Raw genomic sequence first — 16,539 nt, forward strand, 5'->3', positions numbered from 1 at the left:
TTTTGGTGGTTGGATTGAATTAACTGGTTGCAAGATTATCGAGTTGTCAGGCTGAGCGAAGTCAAAGCCGGACTAAGCGGGCTTCGACTCCGCTCAGCCTGACTCATAAACCTGCCTACTGCTTATAGATTTTCCCTTCTTTCATTACAAAAGTCACGTCTTTCATGGCTTTGATATCCTCGTCTGGATTTCCGGATACGGCAATGATATCGGCAATTTTCCCAGTCTCGATGGTTCCTAGTTTTTCCTCAATGCCCAAAAGTTGAGCGGCATTTAGCGTGGCAGATTGAATGGCCTCGAGATTTGGCATCCCAACCTCGGTCATGTAAATGAACTCCCGGTAATTTTCCCCGTGGGGAAAAACCCCAGCATCCGTTCCAAATGCGATTTTCACACCTTTTTTATAAGCTTTGGCAAAAGTTTGCTGGATCTGTGCCCCGATTTGCATGGCTTTGTCCCGAACGACCGGAGGGTAATACCCCGGAATTTTGGCGTATTCAGCCGCTGACATTCCTGCTGTCACGGTGGGAACATACCAAGTCCCGGCGGATTTCATCATTTCCATGGTCTCCTCGGTCATCATCGTACCGTGTTCGATGGAATGGATTCCAGCTTTAACTGCTCTTTTCATTCCTTCATCTCCATGTGCATGGGCTGCCACATGAATTCCAAAATCCTTGGCAGTCCGAACCACAGCATCGAGCTCATCCTGTTGAAACTGTGGTGCTGAACCGTCTCTGGCCACTGATAACACTCCCCCGGTTGCAGTCACCTTGATCACGTCTGAACCGTACTTTACAGCTTGACGAACTGCCTTTCGGGCATCAGCTTCTCCGTTGATCACCCCTTCATCCGGTCCCGGATCCCGCATCAGATCCCTTCGGACTCCATTGGTCGGATCAGCATGACCACCTGTTGGAGCAATGGATTTTCCTGCTGTATAGATTCTCGGACCCACAACCAAACCGCTGTTGATGGCATTACGCAAAGCAATATTCACCCCCGATCCGCCGAGATCCCGAACGGTCGTAAAACCAGACATTAAAGTTATATGCGCATAAGGCAAAGCCTTGTAGGCAACATCTGCTTCATTGTCCCGGAAACCATCCAGATAGCGGGTTGGGCTGGTTTGACTTTCGATATGCACGTGCATGTCCATCAGACCAGGCATAACGGTGGCATTTTTGAGATCAACCGTTTTGTCTTCAGTTCCTCCGCTTTGGTAACCGGACGATACCGAAAGAATCTTATCTCCTTCCACCACAATCGTCTGTTCGTTCAGGACTTTCTTGGTTTTCACATCGATCAAACGACCTGCATGGATGTAAGTTTTTTGGGCAAAAACTGAAAGGGAAAGCATCAGGACAACGCCTGAGAGTAAAATTTTCTTCATGGGTAATAGGATTGGTGGTTGTGCTAAGTAAGATAAACCAATATTCGAGGATTGAAAAACCGTGCAAAAAAATGAAGCAGGTGAAAAGACGGAAGACTGTATCGGGAGACCTTTTTAAACTTTACCCTTTAAATTCTTAATTCAATTCCTCTCCAGGTTTCAACTGGTAGCAGCGCTCATGAAGCTGAAAGCCCAACTTTTGGTAAAAAGGTTCTGCATCTTCAGCGGCAAAAAGGAACAACCTTGCTTCGGGGGCCAAATCTCTGGCAAACAGCAGGATTTTTCTGCCGACTCCTTTTCCCTGATAGTTTTTCGCAACTGCTAGATCCGCGATGAAACACCGGTAGCAGTGATCTGTCAATCCTCTTAAAAATCCGACAAGATTTCCTTTTTCACGGGCCGTCACGATCAGATTTGACCCTTCGATCATTCGCCAAAGGTGGCCTGGATCATCCATAGGCCTTCGTTTTCCCAGACCAGAATCTTGGAGAATAAAAACATATTCCTCTAAGTTGATGCTCGACTCTACCTGAATTGTCACCATAGGATTGTCGGTAATTTCAACAATGAATTATCTGAAACTAATTTAAGACATCCTGCAAATCTTGCCGCTTTTTGAATGTGGCATTTGCAAAAGGACAAAGCGGAATGACTTTGATCCCTTCTTTTCGCACAAAATCTACCAAGGCTTCCAACAATTTCTCACCTACCTTTTTTCCTTTTAGGATTTCGTTTACTTCGGTATGCTCGATAATCATCTTTTTTGGCCCAGCCATCACATAGACCATTTCGGCTATGCGTTTTTCGCCTTCGGCAACAAAAAAAGAGCCTCTTCGGCCGTCAGATTGATGCTGAATTTCCATTTTGAAGAGTTAAGGGTTAATCGTTAAAGGTTAAGGGGTGAGAGTTAATCGATAATGGAAGTTCCTGGTTCTTAAAATCAGCTCTTCGTTCTTCCTTCCACAATTCCATCATACTCCTCATCTATAGGTTCCCAGAGTTCGATGCTATGACCATCCGGGTCTAAAATGTGTACAAATTTTCCGTATTCGAAAGTTTCAATTTCATCCAAAATGGTAACGCCTTCTGCTTTCAATTCTTCAACCAATTCGGTCAGATTTTCAACCCTGTAATTGATCATAAAGTCTTTTTCGGAGGGTTTGAAATATGTCGTGTCATCCTTCATCGGTGACCATTGGGAAAAACCCATCTTCTCAGGGTTCTCACTGCTCCGCCACTCGAATGTGGTTCCGTAGGCATCCGTGTTCAATCCCAGATGTTGTTGATACCAAGTTTTGGTCGCATTGGGATCTTTTACTTTGAAAAAAATCCCACCAATACCAGTTACACGCTTTTTCATGATCGATCGCTTTTAGAGTATACTTTTCAAAAAATTCCTTGCACGTTCAAGGTCCTCTTTGGTGTCAATGGCAATAGCGTGATGCTCGGTTTCCACCATTCGGATTCTTACTCCACGCTCGATCAGTCTCAGTTGTTCCAGCATTTCGATCTGCTCCAGGCGACCTTTGGGCCAGGATGTGAATTCCTGCAAAAGTTCTCGTGTGTAAGCATAAACACCGATATGTTTCCAATAAAAAATATCCTCTGTCCGCTCTCTGTTAAAAGGAATCGGGGATCTGGAAAAGTAGATTGCATTATGCTTTTCATCCAAAACTACCTTAACTGTGTTGGGATTATAGGCCTCGTCTTCGGATATCCGGCACATCAGGGAGGCCATTTTCACTTTGGGTTTTTCAAAAACAGCAACCAAGTCCTGCAAAGATTTGGGATCCTGAAAAGGCTCATCTCCCTGAACGTTTACAATCAAATCAGCATCGACCTGTTCCAAAGCTTCGGCGATCCTGTCAGATCCACTTTGATGAATCTTTTTGCTTAAAAACACATTTCCGCCTAAATCCAAAATCTGTTTCTCGATTTCCTTGTGGTCGGTTACCACCCAAACTTCATCAAATACTCCTGTTGCATAGGTACTTACATAAGTTCTTTGAATCACCGAAATCCCTCCGAGGTCTTGCACCAATTTTGCCGGTAACCGGGTGGAGGCATATCTGGCAGGAATGAGGGCAGCTTTTTTCATATTTTATCAGGAGGATTTTAAGCAGGCAAAAGGAATGGTTACATTTTATTAATTCAAATCCACTTGGGATACAATTTTATTTTAGCCTAAAAACTTTTTTTATCGTTCTTTTCAAGTCAAAAGAACTGGCCTTTTTGATTTTCTTTTTCTTTGTTTCTAGATCGTCACCATAGTAATTGTACATATATTTATTGTTTTGGGAATACAGGTAGGTATTACCATAACCATAATTATATCCTTCATAGTGGTATCCAGAATTGATGATCCCATTAAACACACCATAGACATTTTTCACCTGCTTGTTATTAAACAAATCATTGATCATTACAAGGTGGTCTTTGTTCGTGTAGTTTTGTCTTACCACATAGAGATTGATGTCAAACAAACGCATCAAATCTATCGTCTCGGAAACCAATCCCATTGGCGGAGTATCGAAAACAATGATATCAAATCGCTCTTCCAGGTAGGTTAAAAATTCTAATAGCCGGGGAGTCTGCAAGAGCTCCGCAGGATTAGGGGGAATAACTCCTGAAGGCACAAAAAACAGGTTTTCCTGCTGTGTCGGAAAGATTATGGATTCAGAAGTTGCTTTCCCAATGAGATAAGTGGACAAACCTAATTTATCCGAATGGCCAAAATAAGAGGCAAGTTTAGGTCTTCGTAAGTCTCCGCCAACAACCACAGTTTTCTTGGATCCCAAAGCCATGGCTGAGGCAAGATTGAGAGACGTAAAAGTTTTCCCTTCACCGGAAACAGAGGAAGTGACCAGAATTTTTTTAGTGCTTTTGCCAGAAGCCAGATAGGTAATAGCAGACCTTAATGATCTGAAAGATTCTGCAACAGCCGATTTGGGGTGATCCAAAACCACTTTGTTGGTGTCTTTTGTACTGTAACCGACCACTCCAAGTTGAGGAATCATGAAGTGCTTCTTCAAATCCCTCTGATCCTTAATGCTATCGTCGAACATATCTCTCAGCACAATAAACCCAAATGGCAACAATAAGCCCAAGGCCAAAGCCAAACCATAATTTTGTGTTTTCTTGGGGAAAACCAGGGTTCCTTTCTTGGCCAGATCCAAGATGGCATTGTCCGAAACGTTAGCTGCCCGGGCAATTCCTGCTTCTGCGCGTTTCTCCAGAAGATAGGTGAAAAGAGACTCTCTTAGCTTAAACTCCCGGAATATGCTGGTGTATTTGGATTCGGACTCGGGCAAAGTGGCAAACTCGGCATCATACAGCCGGATTTCATTCAATATTCCAAGCTTTTGCTTTTGGGTATTTTCAATTAGGTTGACCACATTTTCAAAAAGCGCATCCTGAACTTTTTCCATCTGCACGTCAATCTTGACCACCTCCGGGTGATTTTCATTGACTGTGGCCAGAAGCTTTCTCCGATCCTGTGAAAGTGTAACCAATGTTTGGATCAGCCCATTCAACAAGGGATCAGGTACACCAATGATGGAGGGAGCAATGACATCTGAGAAATCCTTGCTTTTACGCTCCATGTAGAGTCGAATCTCTTCGAAATACTGAAGCTGAAAGTCCAGTTCGGCATTCCGTTCATCCAGGGTATTCATTTTACCCAGAATGTTGGAAAACTCGGCAGATACATCCAGCAATTTATTATCGACTTTAAACTGCTGAAGTTCACGTTCCTTTTCTTTCAGGGAATCCTCTAAAAACCCCAATTGCTCCTCGATGAAGTTGATGGTGTTTTCCTGGATTTTATTTTTCTCCTTAAGATCATATTCGATGTAGGACTGCATCAGGGCATTGATATAATCCCTTCCTTTTTCTACCACTTTGGTGGTAGTGCTCAGTCTCAAAACAGAGGAATACTCATTTTCCATGGTCACATTTACGGACCTTGCCAGTCTTTCCTCCAAAACCGTTGGATTTACCAGCCTGAAGAGAATCAATTCCCCAATTCGGGAAGGGTTTACAAGCAAGACCGTAAATTTGGAACGGGCGGTTTCGATCTCCTCACCAAACGTATAGGTTTTGTTGTAGACCGATTCGTCACCTGCAGCCTGTACAGCGTTGAAGTCCATCAATCCCAATTCGGCAGGCATTAATTTGAAGGTCTTTTCGGAAAGAATTTCAAGTTCAACTGGGGTTTCGGTCACCTGCAAATGATTCCAATCTACATCAATCCTTACTGGTGACCGGTCATAGAGCTCGATGTCTTTGATGTTGGTTTTGGCGAAGTACTCGACATCAAAATGCAACTTGTCCAAAGCTTCCCGTGCCATGTTTTTCGACCTTAATCTGAGAATGTCATTTTCCAGATTGATCCCAGCGTTGAAAATATTGGAACGGTCAAGGATCCTGGATTCAGGTGTGCTGCTGTTTTTGATCACCAAGGATCCAGTAACTTCGAATTCATCCACCGTATAGCGATGGAAAAGAAACGTAGCAGTAACAAAAAGTATAGTAAATAAGATATACCAAGGCCAATACCGAATGTATTTGGCGATCACATACCGGATTTCCAGCGCTTTTTCTTCGTTGTCTAATTGACTGAGATCGAGCTTTTCCATCACTTATAATTCCCCACTTACCAAATTTACAATTAAAAGTATTGATGCCAGCAATCCAGCAAAAAGCGCCAAAGATGCTGTTAAATTATCTGCGGTTCCGATTTGCCGGATTTTCATCGGTTCCAGATACAAGATATCATTGGGTTGGATAAAATACCAAGGGCTGCCCAGAATGGCACGGTCATTTAGGTTGATTTGGTGGATTTTTGTCCCTTCTCCATACTGCCTGATCAGGAAAAGTTTATTCTTTTTTGCCAAAAGGGAGGTTTCTCCCGAATTGGCAAGGGCATCAAAGATCGTCGCCCGGTTTTTATAAATAATTTGTACCCCAACTGAATTGAACTCTCCCAAGGTAGTATACCGGATACCTGCAATTCTCAATCGGACAAAAACATCCTCCTTAAAAAAGACATTGATTTTTTCCTGTACCAGACCTTTTGCCTGCTCTTCCGTCAAACCTGAAATCTTGATTTTACCCAATTTTGGAACTTCAACCATTCCATCTTGGTCAATCGAAAATCCATTCATGTACATGGGATCACTGCCTTGGCCTCCCCCTCCTCCAGCTCCGATTCCCTGAGATTGAGTAGATCTCTGGAAGGTAAATCCCTCCACCAATTCAGGCTCTGCGCTGGCAAAATCTATCTGTACGATGTCAAAAGGCTGCAAAATGTACTTGTATTCGACTTCTGCAAACGGGATAAACTCATCCAGATCGATGGCTGTACTGTCTGAAAGGTTTTGCAAATAGGTGATCCGTTTATTGCTGATGCAGGAAGTTGCCAACAGAACTAAACCGGCAAAAAAGAAAATATGCTTCATTCAGGATAATTTGAACTCTTGGATCAAATATATAGAAATATCGGGATTGGAAAACAGGGAATTCTTAAAGATCAAGTTGTAAATTTTAGGGCTATACTTCCTGCTCACAGAGTTCCGGACTATTTTGGCAATGCCCATCTTCTCTTGATTTCAATGAAAAAAAATGATGATTTGAAATCCTTTTCTCTCGATTGATTTCTTCTGGAAAAGTCAATGAAGGAAAAACTTTCCCATAAATCCAGAAAATAGATTTTTCTCAAGCCGATATTTTCCCTTTAAATTCAGCCTATGATAATTCGCAAAAGCAATGAAAGTGATATCCCTCAAATCATTGAGCTGCTGAAAGTCTCTTTGGGAGAAAACCTGATTCCCAAGTCCGAAAAACTTTGGCAATGGAAACATGAGGCCAATCCTTTCGGGAAATCTCCGATCCTACTTGCAGAGGAAAAAGGAACGCTTGTAGGTGTAAGAGCATTTTTGCGATGGGATTTTTCAGAAAACGGGAAAATAATCAAAGCTTGTAGAGCTGTGGATACGGCCACTCATCCCGATCACCAGGGAAAGGGAATTTTTCAAAAACTGACTCTTTCCCTAATTGAGGAAATCAAAAACCAAGGCATTAATCTGATCTACAATACACCCAACAGCAAAAGTACGCCCGGTTACCTTAAGATGGGCTGGGAAAAATGGGGGAAACTACCGCTCAAACTCAACTTTCACCTAGCGACCTCCGGCAAAATGATTCCGGTACTTTCCGATTGGAGCAGGGTGGAAAACTTGATCGAACGAATTGAATCATACAGTCAACAAAACATTGGAATTTCAACCAGGATTCTTCCAGGTTACCTTCTTTGGAGGTTTCGGGACAATCCTCTTTTCCAATACCAATTCCTAAGCGATGGAGAAAGTTACCTCCTGATCTATCGAACCAAAGAAGGGAAAATGGGAAGAGAGTTCCGTATTTGTGATCTTTTCACAACAGGTCAGCTTACCGACAATCAGACAAACGAGCTTAAAAATTCCCTGAATCAGCGGATCAAAAGCTCAGGAGCAAGATTTTCATCTTTTTCAGGCCTTATTTACCCCAATCAGAAAGTCCTCGAAATGGGAATGCTGCCAGTTTTGAATATCGGTCCATTGGTGACTTTGAGAAAGTTACACGACAAATTCATCCCTATGAACCAATCTTGGAACTGGAGTTTGGGAGATTTGGAGGTGTTTTAAGGTTTTCTCTTTAGAGATTTAAAAATCAAAATTCGGCGGGTTTTCATCAAAATACAGAAATCATATATCTCTTAATTCCGCCAAAAAAGGAAAACGCGCACCATCAGCGCGCGTCTTTCCACACAGGTAAAGCTTGCCAGCTAGGGCCTGTAAGACCACAATTCAGTTCCTCTTTTGAAAAAGAGCCTACCATCCTGACCCATGACGAGTAAAGCTGCGTCCTTAGTCAGTTGAGTGATTTCAAGTGTCTTCGGATCAAGCTTAAACAGCTTCTCCCAGTCTGTCCCGTAGATATTTCCATCCGGATGGAGAACCAAAAATGCGCTTCTCCAGATATGACTTTTGAACGGAGGGAAATCATAAAGCTTTTTGGTCGAAACTACTTTCCGCTTAGCTGAATCAAAGATAAAGAGCGTACCATCTCCCATTCCCCAAAAATTCCCGTCAGGACCTTTGATAATTCCGGTCAAGGCAGAAGCGCCGGGCACAGGAACTGTATCAAACAACTTCTCTCCTGTGGCAGGATCCCAACCAAACAAAATCGCTTCCTTGGTTTCCGGGGCTTTGCCCAAACCTCCGGAAATGGTGGTCCCTCCCAACACATAGGAACCCGTATAGGCCACAGAAGAAATGGACTGCTTGGCAATCGGACTGTCGAAAAACTTTAGCTCCTCCTTTGCCAAATCATAAGTTGCCATTGCACCACCGAGTTTGCCGTACTCCGGGATCATCCCGAAGACTACCTGCTTACGATCAGGAATACTGACTTGCGCAAATGCCCGGCTTTGCCCCTCTTTTTGGCCGAGAAACTTGGGGTTGCCTTCCTTGGGTTTCCATTCAGATTTCATGTCATAGACATAGAATTTCCCTTTGGGATAAATCCCGAAAAAGAGCTGATCGCCCTGCACTGTCATTGCCTCGGTTTGGTCCAAGCCAGGCAAAAAGGTGTGCGTTCCTGTCTTGGGATCGAAGGTTGCATTTCCTCCAGCCAGATAACCACCAGACCAGATCTTGCCGTCCGGTGCAGTCAGCAGGGAATGGATCGGAATCGGTTGACCGGGGATTTGCAGTTTGGTCTTCTCCAAAGAATTGTCAGCCGGATTGAAGGTGAAGAGATTGGCTCCGGAAGTCAGGAACATGACTTTTCCATCTTCCGTGATTTTGAAGGTGTTGGCAGTGCCGACCTCTTGGCCCAGAACTTCTGCCGTGGACACATTTTTGGCAGGATCAAAACGCTTCAATTCTGACTTGGAGGTGAAATACACGGCCTTTCCCGCGGATTCTCCGGCGATGGCCCGCATGTCCATGCCTTCGATCTCCTGTTCAAATTCTCGGGTTTTCAGGTTGTACACCAGCGTAATGCTTCCGTTGGTGATCAGGGCAAAAAGCCGGTCATTTCCATCCACTCCCGGAACGATTTCCAGCCCGTACACAAACTCAAAGTCCTTGAATTTTTCTGGAAGCAATTCCTTTTTTTCTCCGGTTTTCGGATTGATTTCTATCAGATGGGCTTTAGATCCCACACCGGCATAGAGAATTCCTGTTTTGGGATAAAAAGCAAGGCTGCGGACGTAATTTTCATTTTCTACCAAAGCTCCTTTGCCAACATCCGAAAAACCGTCTTCCGGATGATACCTAAAAACCCGGCAACCCGGATAGGTGGTGCCAAAGACTTCCCCGTTTTCCCCGGGTGTCAAACTCCAGAGGTAGGTTTCACCCTCAAGGACCACACCCAGATCGGTAACCTCTTTGGTACCGGGAATGTGAGAAAACAGGCTTCCATTGGCGCCGGGAGCATACAAGGTTCCGTCTGAGGATTGCGCCAAATCCCAGGCTCCATCTGCCTTGGGAAGGGCCTGATCCATGATCAGTTCCTTGGTTTTTACATCATATCCAAGCAAATGGGCAGGTTCGCCCCGCACCACAGTGTAGACCAGATCATTTCCGTTCTTGTCTTTTGCAAAAACACTTCCCTGAATCATGGAAGCGAAAAGCTGGGGACCGTGGTTGGTAAACCGGGTGGTGTCAACTTGGGCAAAACCCAAGGTTGAAAAAGAAGTCAGTAACACCCATAATACCAGCGATTTAAATAAGTTCATGTGATTAGATTTTGTCATTTTTCAAAAATTCAGAAACAAAGGCATCGTCATTCAGATGCGGATAGGCCTGATGCACTCGGTCGATTTCTTCCACCTGTCCTTCGGACAAAACTTCTTTTGGATTGAGGCACCAGATCCCGTCCAGCAAGCCCTGACTTCTGAGCATCTCATGCATTCCAGGAATACATCCATGAAAATGATGAGCGGGGTCAAACATGGCGGCGTTAACGTCGGTCACTTCCACTCCTTTGGTCAAAAGTCTGGACCAATCTTCCGCGGAGCCGCCGCTTTTGCAGGCTTTGATTTCGGCCAAAAGCTCCACCGCCTTTTGGGTATAGACTGCCCAGTGTCCCAATAAGCCTCCGACAAACTCTTTTTCGAAGATTTTCCCATCCACTTCAAAACGGTAAGTGGTCAGCAGATCCGCCACGATGTTATCGTCGTTGCCGGTGTACATGGCAATCTCGTTGCGACGGCTACTTTGGGCGACTGCCCGCATCACGTCAAGGGTTTGGTAGCGGTTGAAGGAGGCACATTTGATGGCCTCGACATTTTCTATTTCAGCAAATTCTTTCCAGAAATCGTAGCTAAAAATCCTACCGCCAACCGAGGGTTGCAGGTAAAATCCAAAGACCGGAATGATCGCTGCCACTGCTCTGACCCGCTGGAGAATTTCCGCCTCAGTCCATGCTTGCAATCCGCCCATGCTCAGTAAGCCCATGTCATAACCATAGTCCACGGCTAATTGAGCCTCAGCTTTTGCTTGTAAAGTTGGACCACAGATTCCTGCGACTTTGAGAAAAGGTTTGTCAAGTTTTACCGCTACAATTTCTTCAGCGGCCCATTTCAGAACCGTTTCATACAGGTTGATCTGCGGGTCCCGGATTTCAAACTGGGTGGAATGGACACCAATGGCGATCCCACCTGCCCCACTCGCCATGTAGTAGCGACTGAGTTGTCTTTGCTTCGCTTCATCGATGCTCCGATCAGCCTTCAGGGCCAAAGGATGTGCAGGAATGACTGTCCCCTGAAGCAAATGCTGTTTCAATTCTTTACTGAGCTTGTTCATCAAAACTTCCCTCCTCTCTCCTGAAAATGGGTGGCTTTGCCAAATTCTTCCCCTCCCTGGGAAATCCAAGTGGCCGTGATGTCAATGATCTCACGGACTGTCACTCTTGGATATCCAAAAATCCGGTGGCATTCGGAGGCATTGTTTAGGAGTGCAGTTCCGGTAGGTTCGTTGATGAATTTGGGTTCATTGTTGAAAATTCGCCCAAACTGGTTGGCTATCCATCGCACAGAAAGGATTTCCGGCCCGGTGACGTTCAGGATATTCGCAGGAGACTTACAGTGAAGAAGTGATCTAATCGCGATCTCATTGGCATCACCCTGCCAGATGACGTTGACGTTTTCAGTCTTCAAGTCGATCTCCTTTCCACTCAAGACCGACTTTGCGATCTCCATCATGACTCCGTAGCGGAAATCCACGGCGTAATTCAGCCGGTAGATCAGCGTCGGAGTTTGGTTCTTTTTGGAGAAATATTCAAAAATCCGCTCCCGGCCCAGGCAGGATTGAGCGTACTCTCCGAGTGGCTCAGGGGCGGTTTCTTCGGACGGGCCTCCGGAAGTCACCGGCACAAAAGGAAGGACATTGCCGGAGGAAAATGCCACAATATTGGAATCTTTGAATTTCTCCGCTACACGGCCAGGGAGATAGGCATTCATGGCCCAGGTAAAACCCTCGTTTCCGGTCGTTCCAAACTTATTTCCTGCCAGATAGATTACATTTTTCGCCAGAGGCAAGGCCTGCAACTCAGAATCATTCAGCAAGTCGCAAGAAATCGTATCAATGCCCGCTGCTTCCAAATCCGCTTTGGCCTTTTGGTCTGAAAATCTGGAAACGCCGATGATCTTTTTTTCCACTCCTGCAGCTTTTGCAGCTGCTACGGCCAGTTTACCCATGCTCGGGCCCATCTTTCCGCCAATTCCCAGCAGGATGATATCCCCTTCAATTTTTGCCATATCGGCAATCAGCGCCGGAGAAGGTGCCAAAAGTTCTTTTTCTAATTGAATTAAGTCTTTCATTATTGTGATTTATTCTGAATGAAGTCTATTTGATAAAGAGCTCGTTGAAATTCCAGACGGCCAGGCCTGTCAATAGGATCAGCCCGATCGCTCCGAAGATTTTTGCAAAAGGTGAATTGACCCGAAGGCCCATGATGCTGCGGTCATTGGCAATGACATACATCGCAAAACCGATAAAAGGCACCAGGAAAATGGTCACGCTCTGCGCGAAGATGATCAGCTCAAGTGGCAGCTTTCCGAAAATCAGCGAGATACTGGCCCCGCAGGCCATCACCAAAGCAATCAAAGCCCGCACTGCTTTTGAACTCAGTCGATTTCCAAAACCCAAAGCATCCCCCAAAAGACTTCCGCCCACTGTTGCATTTCCGACCAAGGAAGAAAATGAAGCTCCAAACAAACCTGCTAAGAACAAATGGGCGGCATAGGATCCAAACAGGGGCTCCAGGGCTTTGGACATTTCCGATGCGCTGTTCACCTTGATTCCCTGAGGATTCAGAACCGCTGCGGCACAAATGATCACCACCACACTCATCACTCCCAGGATCAAAATCCCGGTGGCACTTCGATTTTTGGCCTGCTCCTCGACTCCGGGTTTTTTACTTTCCTGAACCAAATAAGATTGGTAAAAAGCCCCGACAATGGAAAAACAGGAAGCCATAAAGGCAATCAGCAAACCGGTAGAACCGATAGGAATATTCGGTACAAAACCGCCTGCAATACCGCTGAGAGAAGGTTTGCTGAGAAATAACGTAGTCAGGAAAGAGAACAGCATCAGTCCAACCAAGGCGATCATGAGTTTTTCCAAAGTCTTGTAAAAGCTCCCGAAAAAGAGAAGGCTCACTCCCAACAGATTAAACACCAAAACCCAGATCCAAGTCGGGGTGCCGCTTGCTTCCGCCACTGCAATTCCAACTCCGATAGAATTCCCGGCCTGAAAAGAAGTCGCTACTAGGAAAACTCCCAAACCGATGATCACGCCGGCCGTTTCCCCCCATTTGTTCCTGATCTGGGAAAGCAAACTCACCGAACTGCTCAGTCCGATCCTCGCTCCCATATTGGTGAAGATCAGCATGAAGAAGATAGCCACAGCCACCACCCAAAGTGTGGAGTAGCCATATTCTGCGCCGAGCCGGGAAGTGATGGTCATCTTGCTCGGGCCAAAGACAAGGGCAGCGGTGATGATTCCTGGGCCAAGGCCTTTCAGCAATTTCAGGAGTTTATTTTCTGTCATTTTATCTGTTTTCTTCAATTTGATCAGCCTTAATTTCGGAAGCCTGATTTCCCCACTGTTTTCTGATATAACTTAGGATTTGGGCTGCTTCCTGATTACTGAGAAAACCAAATGCCGGCATCTGATTTTTCCCTTTCAAAACGATCTGAATCAGAGCTTCCGGATCTCCCTCGACCAAACCGGAACCTGCCAAGGCCGGAAAGACCTCCGCAACTCCGCTTCCGTCTGCTTTATGGCAGGAAGCACAATAGTTCAGATACAGCTGCTCTCCGTTTAAGATAAGCGATTCGGATGGTTTACTTACTTCCAAAGGATTCGAACTCAGGGTATCTGTAACACTGATTTTCAATATCTTATCATCTCCTGCCAGCGGAAATCCCGGTTGGGGATTCCAATCTTTGTTGCTGGTGCTGAGGTAGATTTCACCGTTTGGTCCAACAGCTACATCGCGGAGGCGACCGTAGTGATTTTCAAAGAGGATTTGCTCTTCTGTAATGGATTTCCCATCCTCGCTTAGCTGCAGTATCCTTAGACTTTTTCCCTTCAGGGTTGTCAAAAGCAGGGAATTGGTCCATTCAGGAATTGCTTTTTCTCCGTAAAATGTCATCCCCGCTGGTGCAATCACTGGAGTCCAGGATCTGATGGGTTCGATGCTTTGGTTCGCTTGGGCAAATTCGACTTCTGTGTCCAGATCGTGTTTTCCCTCGATCTTCGGCCAACCGTAGTTTCCTTTTGCCTGAATCAAATTGATCTCATCCTCGATCGCATCGCCGTGCTCGGAAGTGTAAAGCAGTCCTTTGTCAGAAAACACGAGTCCCTGCATGTTGCGAAAGCCTTTTGCCCAAACGAAACTCGTCGGATCGGGATTGTCAGAAGGGATGGTTCCGTCCGGGTTCATTCTCAGGATCTTCCCATTGAGCTTCTGTACATCTTGTGCGTAGGTAAAATCATGCGTATCACCAGTCGCCCAATAGAGTTTTCCGTCTGGCCCAAAAGCCAGTCTTGAGCCGTTGTGGGAAGTTCCGCCTTCGATTTCCAAGAGAAGCTCAGGTTGAACAAGCTGGTCATTTTCAAACTTATACCTGAAAAGTCGACTCGTAATCAGGCTGTCATTTTTGACGGTATAGTTCAGATAAACAAATGGATTTTGACTAAAATCCGGGTGTACTGCCATGCCCAAAAGTCCGGAAGTCCGCACTTGCCAGACATCAGAAATGAGCAGCATCACTTTTATTTCTCCTGTTTCCAAATTGATTCTGGAAACTTTTCCCTCCTGCTCTGCCACCCAAAGAAAGCCTTCAGAATCCACTTCCAAATCCCAAGGCACGACCAGAGAATCAGCCAAAACTTCCACTTTCAAGCCCGATTCACTCAGACGCACCGTGTCTAGTTGGACAAGTTGAAGAGGCGGAAGCTTCTCTTTACAAGAACCCCAAAGGAGGATTGAAAAAAGTAACAGGCTAAACTTTCTCATTACTTTTTGCTGGATTTTTTGACTTTGACTGGCTTTGCAAAATCTTCCTTCATTTCAGCGGGAAGCTGATAAACCTTTCCTTTTTTGTCCGAGAAATATAGCCGGGATATTGACTTTTCCCGTCCATGTCCATCTGCCCAAAAAGCATAAAAATCATCGTGAACATTGACCGGGCGGCGGGCATAAGAATGGTTGAATTGGCTATTGGCCGTCATCTGTTTGGACTTCCAGGTTTTACCTTGATCCTTACTCGTCCAAAGCACCATTTCGCCACCGGTATTGAAGGCCTGAGGGCCAGTGGCCGTTGGTCCAACAATTCTCCAAACACCATTTTCATCGATGTAGAGCGAACCCATGTCGTAGTTGTTGTCGGACTCAGTGACCGGCAAAATCTCCCAGTCCGAACCGGTGAATCTTGCCGTATGCCAAGTCCTGGGGCCTTTTTCAGGTCCAGCCTCGTAGCCCTTGCTGGTCACATACAGGATCACCGGATTTCCGTTCCGGTCAAAAGTCAGGTCATTGATATAGACCAATAATCCTTCTGAAAAATAGTCTTTGACCATGGCAGGATTTTGAATGTCTTTCAGTGGGATTTGGATCTTCTTTCCATCGGCAGTTTCCCAGCTTTTCCCAAAGTCTTTTGTTTGGATGTAATACAGATTCGTGCGATAGTTCAACCCGTTTTCACCCTCTTTGACCGGGTGAAAATTAAAGGAAGTTCCGAGTGTATTCCCGGACTGTCCACTGGTCTGGTAGTGTCCTTCTTCGATGATCGCTAGGTCTTTCCATTCGGAATAGGCAATGCCATCCTCGCTGGTCATGAATCCGATCGTACGTCTGGGCTTATCGGACTGACCCGGAATCACCTTTCGGTCATAGTGTGTGAAAAGGTTGATAAATCCATTGCCGGGCTGATACCAACTTTGGAGGTAAGAAAAATTGTTCATTTCGACGGTTTGACCTTCTTCCTGTTTGGTTGCCTTTACCTGTTCAAATTCAGAAATGTCGTAAGGCTTTTTGCTTTTATGAATGTATGAAGGACTGTTGGTGCCATGTGCAGTGGAAAAAATCCAGATAAATCCACCACCATCGATATTCATGACGGGATTGTCATGGGCATTGTCAGTCTCTTTGTCCAGGACGATGGTGGGTTTGGATACCATTCCGGTTTGATGGTCGAAATAAGAGATCATGTGCAGAAGTGTATTTCCCGAAGGGTCAGTACCACCATAGCAAAAAAAGGTCTTGTCCACTCCGGCTGCATAGACCGAAAAAGGGTAATGATTGGCCGGATAGGTTCCTAAGCCACCGCTGTATTTATAGACATATTCGTCATTGGAGGGCTGATTGCTGTACCAGATTCCACGGTAGCCAGTATCTTGGCTGTTGAGCGTCAACGGCTGCTGTGCAAAAAGGCAAAGCGATAGCACACACCCAAAAAACAGGGTTAACAGATACTTTGTCATAAAGAAATCGAATGAGTCTTTTACCTAAGACAAGGAAGGAAAAAAGGGGCTAAAACTTTTTGATATTCAGTCACTTTTTGAAAAAGCGATCCGAGTTTTAGCCCCAAT

General features: G+C 45.3%; 14 protein-coding genes. 1 reads left to right on the plus strand and 13 read right to left on the minus strand.

All coding sequences use genetic code 11. The features are described from left to right. Positions 1 to 115 precede the first annotated feature (115 nt). The 7 genes from B0E43_RS27410 to B0E43_RS27440 form a co-directional block, all read right to left on the minus strand. The gene (locus tag B0E43_RS27410) at positions 116 to 1,393 is read right to left on the minus strand and encodes an amidohydrolase family protein (RefSeq protein WP_077347752.1); all 1,278 of its coding nucleotides are present in this window, start codon (positions 1,391 to 1,393) and stop codon (positions 116 to 118) included. 136 nt (positions 1,394 to 1,529) lie between these two features. Beyond that, complete coding sequence (locus B0E43_RS27415; RefSeq protein ID WP_077347754.1) at positions 1,530 to 1,937, minus strand: GNAT family N-acetyltransferase; 408 nt, start codon at positions 1,935 to 1,937, stop codon at positions 1,530 to 1,532. 37 nt (positions 1,938 to 1,974) lie between these two features. Next, entirely contained in the window at positions 1,975 to 2,256 is a 282-nt protein-coding gene (locus tag B0E43_RS27420) for a GNAT family N-acetyltransferase (RefSeq protein WP_077347756.1), read from the minus strand. Between the two features lie 77 nt (positions 2,257 to 2,333). Continuing rightward, on the minus strand, positions 2,334 to 2,753 hold the full coding sequence (locus B0E43_RS27425; protein WP_077347758.1) for a VOC family protein: 420 nt from the start codon (positions 2,751 to 2,753) through the stop codon (positions 2,334 to 2,336). A 12-nt stretch (positions 2,754 to 2,765) separates the two neighbouring features. Continuing rightward, the gene (gene kdsB, locus B0E43_RS27430; RefSeq protein WP_077347760.1) at positions 2,766 to 3,491 is read right to left on the minus strand and encodes a 3-deoxy-manno-octulosonate cytidylyltransferase; all 726 of its coding nucleotides are present in this window, start codon (positions 3,489 to 3,491) and stop codon (positions 2,766 to 2,768) included. A gap of 76 nt (positions 3,492 to 3,567) precedes the next feature. Continuing rightward, on the minus strand, positions 3,568 to 6,030 hold the full coding sequence (locus B0E43_RS27435) for a polysaccharide biosynthesis tyrosine autokinase (protein WP_077347762.1): 2,463 nt from the start codon (positions 6,028 to 6,030) through the stop codon (positions 3,568 to 3,570). A 3-nt stretch (positions 6,031 to 6,033) separates the two neighbouring features. After that, positions 6,034 to 6,852, minus strand: coding sequence for a polysaccharide biosynthesis/export family protein (locus B0E43_RS27440; RefSeq protein ID WP_077347764.1), 819 nt, complete (start codon positions 6,850 to 6,852; stop codon positions 6,034 to 6,036). Positions 6,853 to 7,140: 288 nt separating this feature from the next. Between B0E43_RS27440 and B0E43_RS27445 the strand changes: the two genes are divergently transcribed. Next, complete coding sequence (locus tag B0E43_RS27445) at positions 7,141 to 8,076, plus strand: GNAT family N-acetyltransferase (RefSeq protein ID WP_077347766.1); 936 nt, start codon at positions 7,141 to 7,143, stop codon at positions 8,074 to 8,076. Positions 8,077 to 8,216: 140 nt separating this feature from the next. On the opposite strand, the gene B0E43_RS27450 is transcribed toward B0E43_RS27445, so the two are convergent. From B0E43_RS27450 to B0E43_RS27475, 6 genes are read right to left on the minus strand one after another with little or no spacing between them, the layout of a single operon-like run. Beyond that, positions 8,217 to 10,175 carry a hypothetical protein gene (locus B0E43_RS27450; protein ID WP_254423370.1) on the minus strand — a complete coding sequence of 653 codons (1,959 nt, stop codon included), beginning with the start codon at positions 10,173 to 10,175 and terminating at the stop codon, positions 8,217 to 8,219. Positions 10,176 to 10,179: 4 nt separating this feature from the next. Continuing rightward, the gene (locus B0E43_RS27455; protein ID WP_077347768.1) at positions 10,180 to 11,244 is read right to left on the minus strand and encodes a dihydrodipicolinate synthase family protein; all 1,065 of its coding nucleotides are present in this window, start codon (positions 11,242 to 11,244) and stop codon (positions 10,180 to 10,182) included. Then, the gene (locus tag B0E43_RS27460) at positions 11,244 to 12,260 is read right to left on the minus strand and encodes an NAD(P)-dependent oxidoreductase (protein ID WP_174567128.1); all 1,017 of its coding nucleotides are present in this window, start codon (positions 12,258 to 12,260) and stop codon (positions 11,244 to 11,246) included. The genes B0E43_RS27455 and B0E43_RS27460 overlap by 1 nt, the downstream gene beginning before the upstream one ends. 25 nt (positions 12,261 to 12,285) lie before the next feature. Next, positions 12,286 to 13,491, minus strand: coding sequence for an Nramp family divalent metal transporter (locus B0E43_RS27465; RefSeq protein WP_077347772.1), 1,206 nt, complete (start codon positions 13,489 to 13,491; stop codon positions 12,286 to 12,288). 1 nt (position 13,492) lies between these two features. Next, the gene (locus B0E43_RS27470) at positions 13,493 to 14,965 is read right to left on the minus strand and encodes a PQQ-dependent sugar dehydrogenase (RefSeq protein WP_077347774.1); all 1,473 of its coding nucleotides are present in this window, start codon (positions 14,963 to 14,965) and stop codon (positions 13,493 to 13,495) included. Beyond that, the gene (locus tag B0E43_RS27475) at positions 14,965 to 16,431 is read right to left on the minus strand and encodes a BNR-4 repeat-containing protein (RefSeq protein WP_077347776.1); all 1,467 of its coding nucleotides are present in this window, start codon (positions 16,429 to 16,431) and stop codon (positions 14,965 to 14,967) included. The genes B0E43_RS27470 and B0E43_RS27475 overlap by 1 nt, the downstream gene beginning before the upstream one ends. Between the last annotated feature and the right edge of the window lie 108 nt (positions 16,432 to 16,539).

This window comes from Algoriphagus sp. A40, assembly GCF_002002735.1.
In the GTDB taxonomy this organism is placed as follows: Bacteria; Bacteroidota; Bacteroidia; order Cytophagales; family Cyclobacteriaceae; genus Algoriphagus.

What these genes read in the sequence shown, in the direction of transcription:
- B0E43_RS27450 (WP_254423370.1), bottom strand. Translation starts at nt 10,175, where the DNA reads ATGAACTTATTTAAATCGCTGGTATTATGGGTGTTACTGACTTCTTTT.
- B0E43_RS27460 (WP_174567128.1), bottom strand. Translation starts at nt 12,260, where the DNA reads ATGAAAGACTTAATTCAATTAGAAAAAGAACTTTTGGCACCTTCTCCG.
- B0E43_RS27470 (WP_077347774.1), bottom strand. Translation starts at nt 14,965, where the DNA reads ATGAGAAAGTTTAGCCTGTTACTTTTTTCAATCCTCCTTTGGGGTTCT.
- B0E43_RS27415 (WP_077347754.1), bottom strand. Translation starts at nt 1,937, where the DNA reads ATGGTGACAATTCAGGTAGAGTCGAGCATCAACTTAGAGGAATATGTT.
- B0E43_RS27420 (WP_077347756.1), bottom strand. Translation starts at nt 2,256, where the DNA reads ATGGAAATTCAGCATCAATCTGACGGCCGAAGAGGCTCTTTTTTTGTT.
- B0E43_RS27435 (WP_077347762.1), bottom strand. Translation starts at nt 6,030, where the DNA reads ATGGAAAAGCTCGATCTCAGTCAATTAGACAACGAAGAAAAAGCGCTG.
- B0E43_RS27475 (WP_077347776.1), bottom strand. Translation starts at nt 16,431, where the DNA reads ATGACAAAGTATCTGTTAACCCTGTTTTTTGGGTGTGTGCTATCGCTT.
- B0E43_RS27455 (WP_077347768.1), bottom strand. Translation starts at nt 11,244, where the DNA reads ATGAACAAGCTCAGTAAAGAATTGAAACAGCATTTGCTTCAGGGGACA.
- kdsB (WP_077347760.1), bottom strand. Translation starts at nt 3,491, where the DNA reads ATGAAAAAAGCTGCCCTCATTCCTGCCAGATATGCCTCCACCCGGTTA.
- B0E43_RS27445 (WP_077347766.1), top strand. Translation starts at nt 7,141, where the DNA reads ATGATAATTCGCAAAAGCAATGAAAGTGATATCCCTCAAATCATTGAG.
- B0E43_RS27425 (WP_077347758.1), bottom strand. Translation starts at nt 2,753, where the DNA reads ATGAAAAAGCGTGTAACTGGTATTGGTGGGATTTTTTTCAAAGTAAAA.
- B0E43_RS27440 (WP_077347764.1), bottom strand. Translation starts at nt 6,852, where the DNA reads ATGAAGCATATTTTCTTTTTTGCCGGTTTAGTTCTGTTGGCAACTTCC.
- B0E43_RS27465 (WP_077347772.1), bottom strand. Translation starts at nt 13,491, where the DNA reads ATGACAGAAAATAAACTCCTGAAATTGCTGAAAGGCCTTGGCCCAGGA.
- B0E43_RS27410 (WP_077347752.1), bottom strand. Translation starts at nt 1,393, where the DNA reads ATGAAGAAAATTTTACTCTCAGGCGTTGTCCTGATGCTTTCCCTTTCA.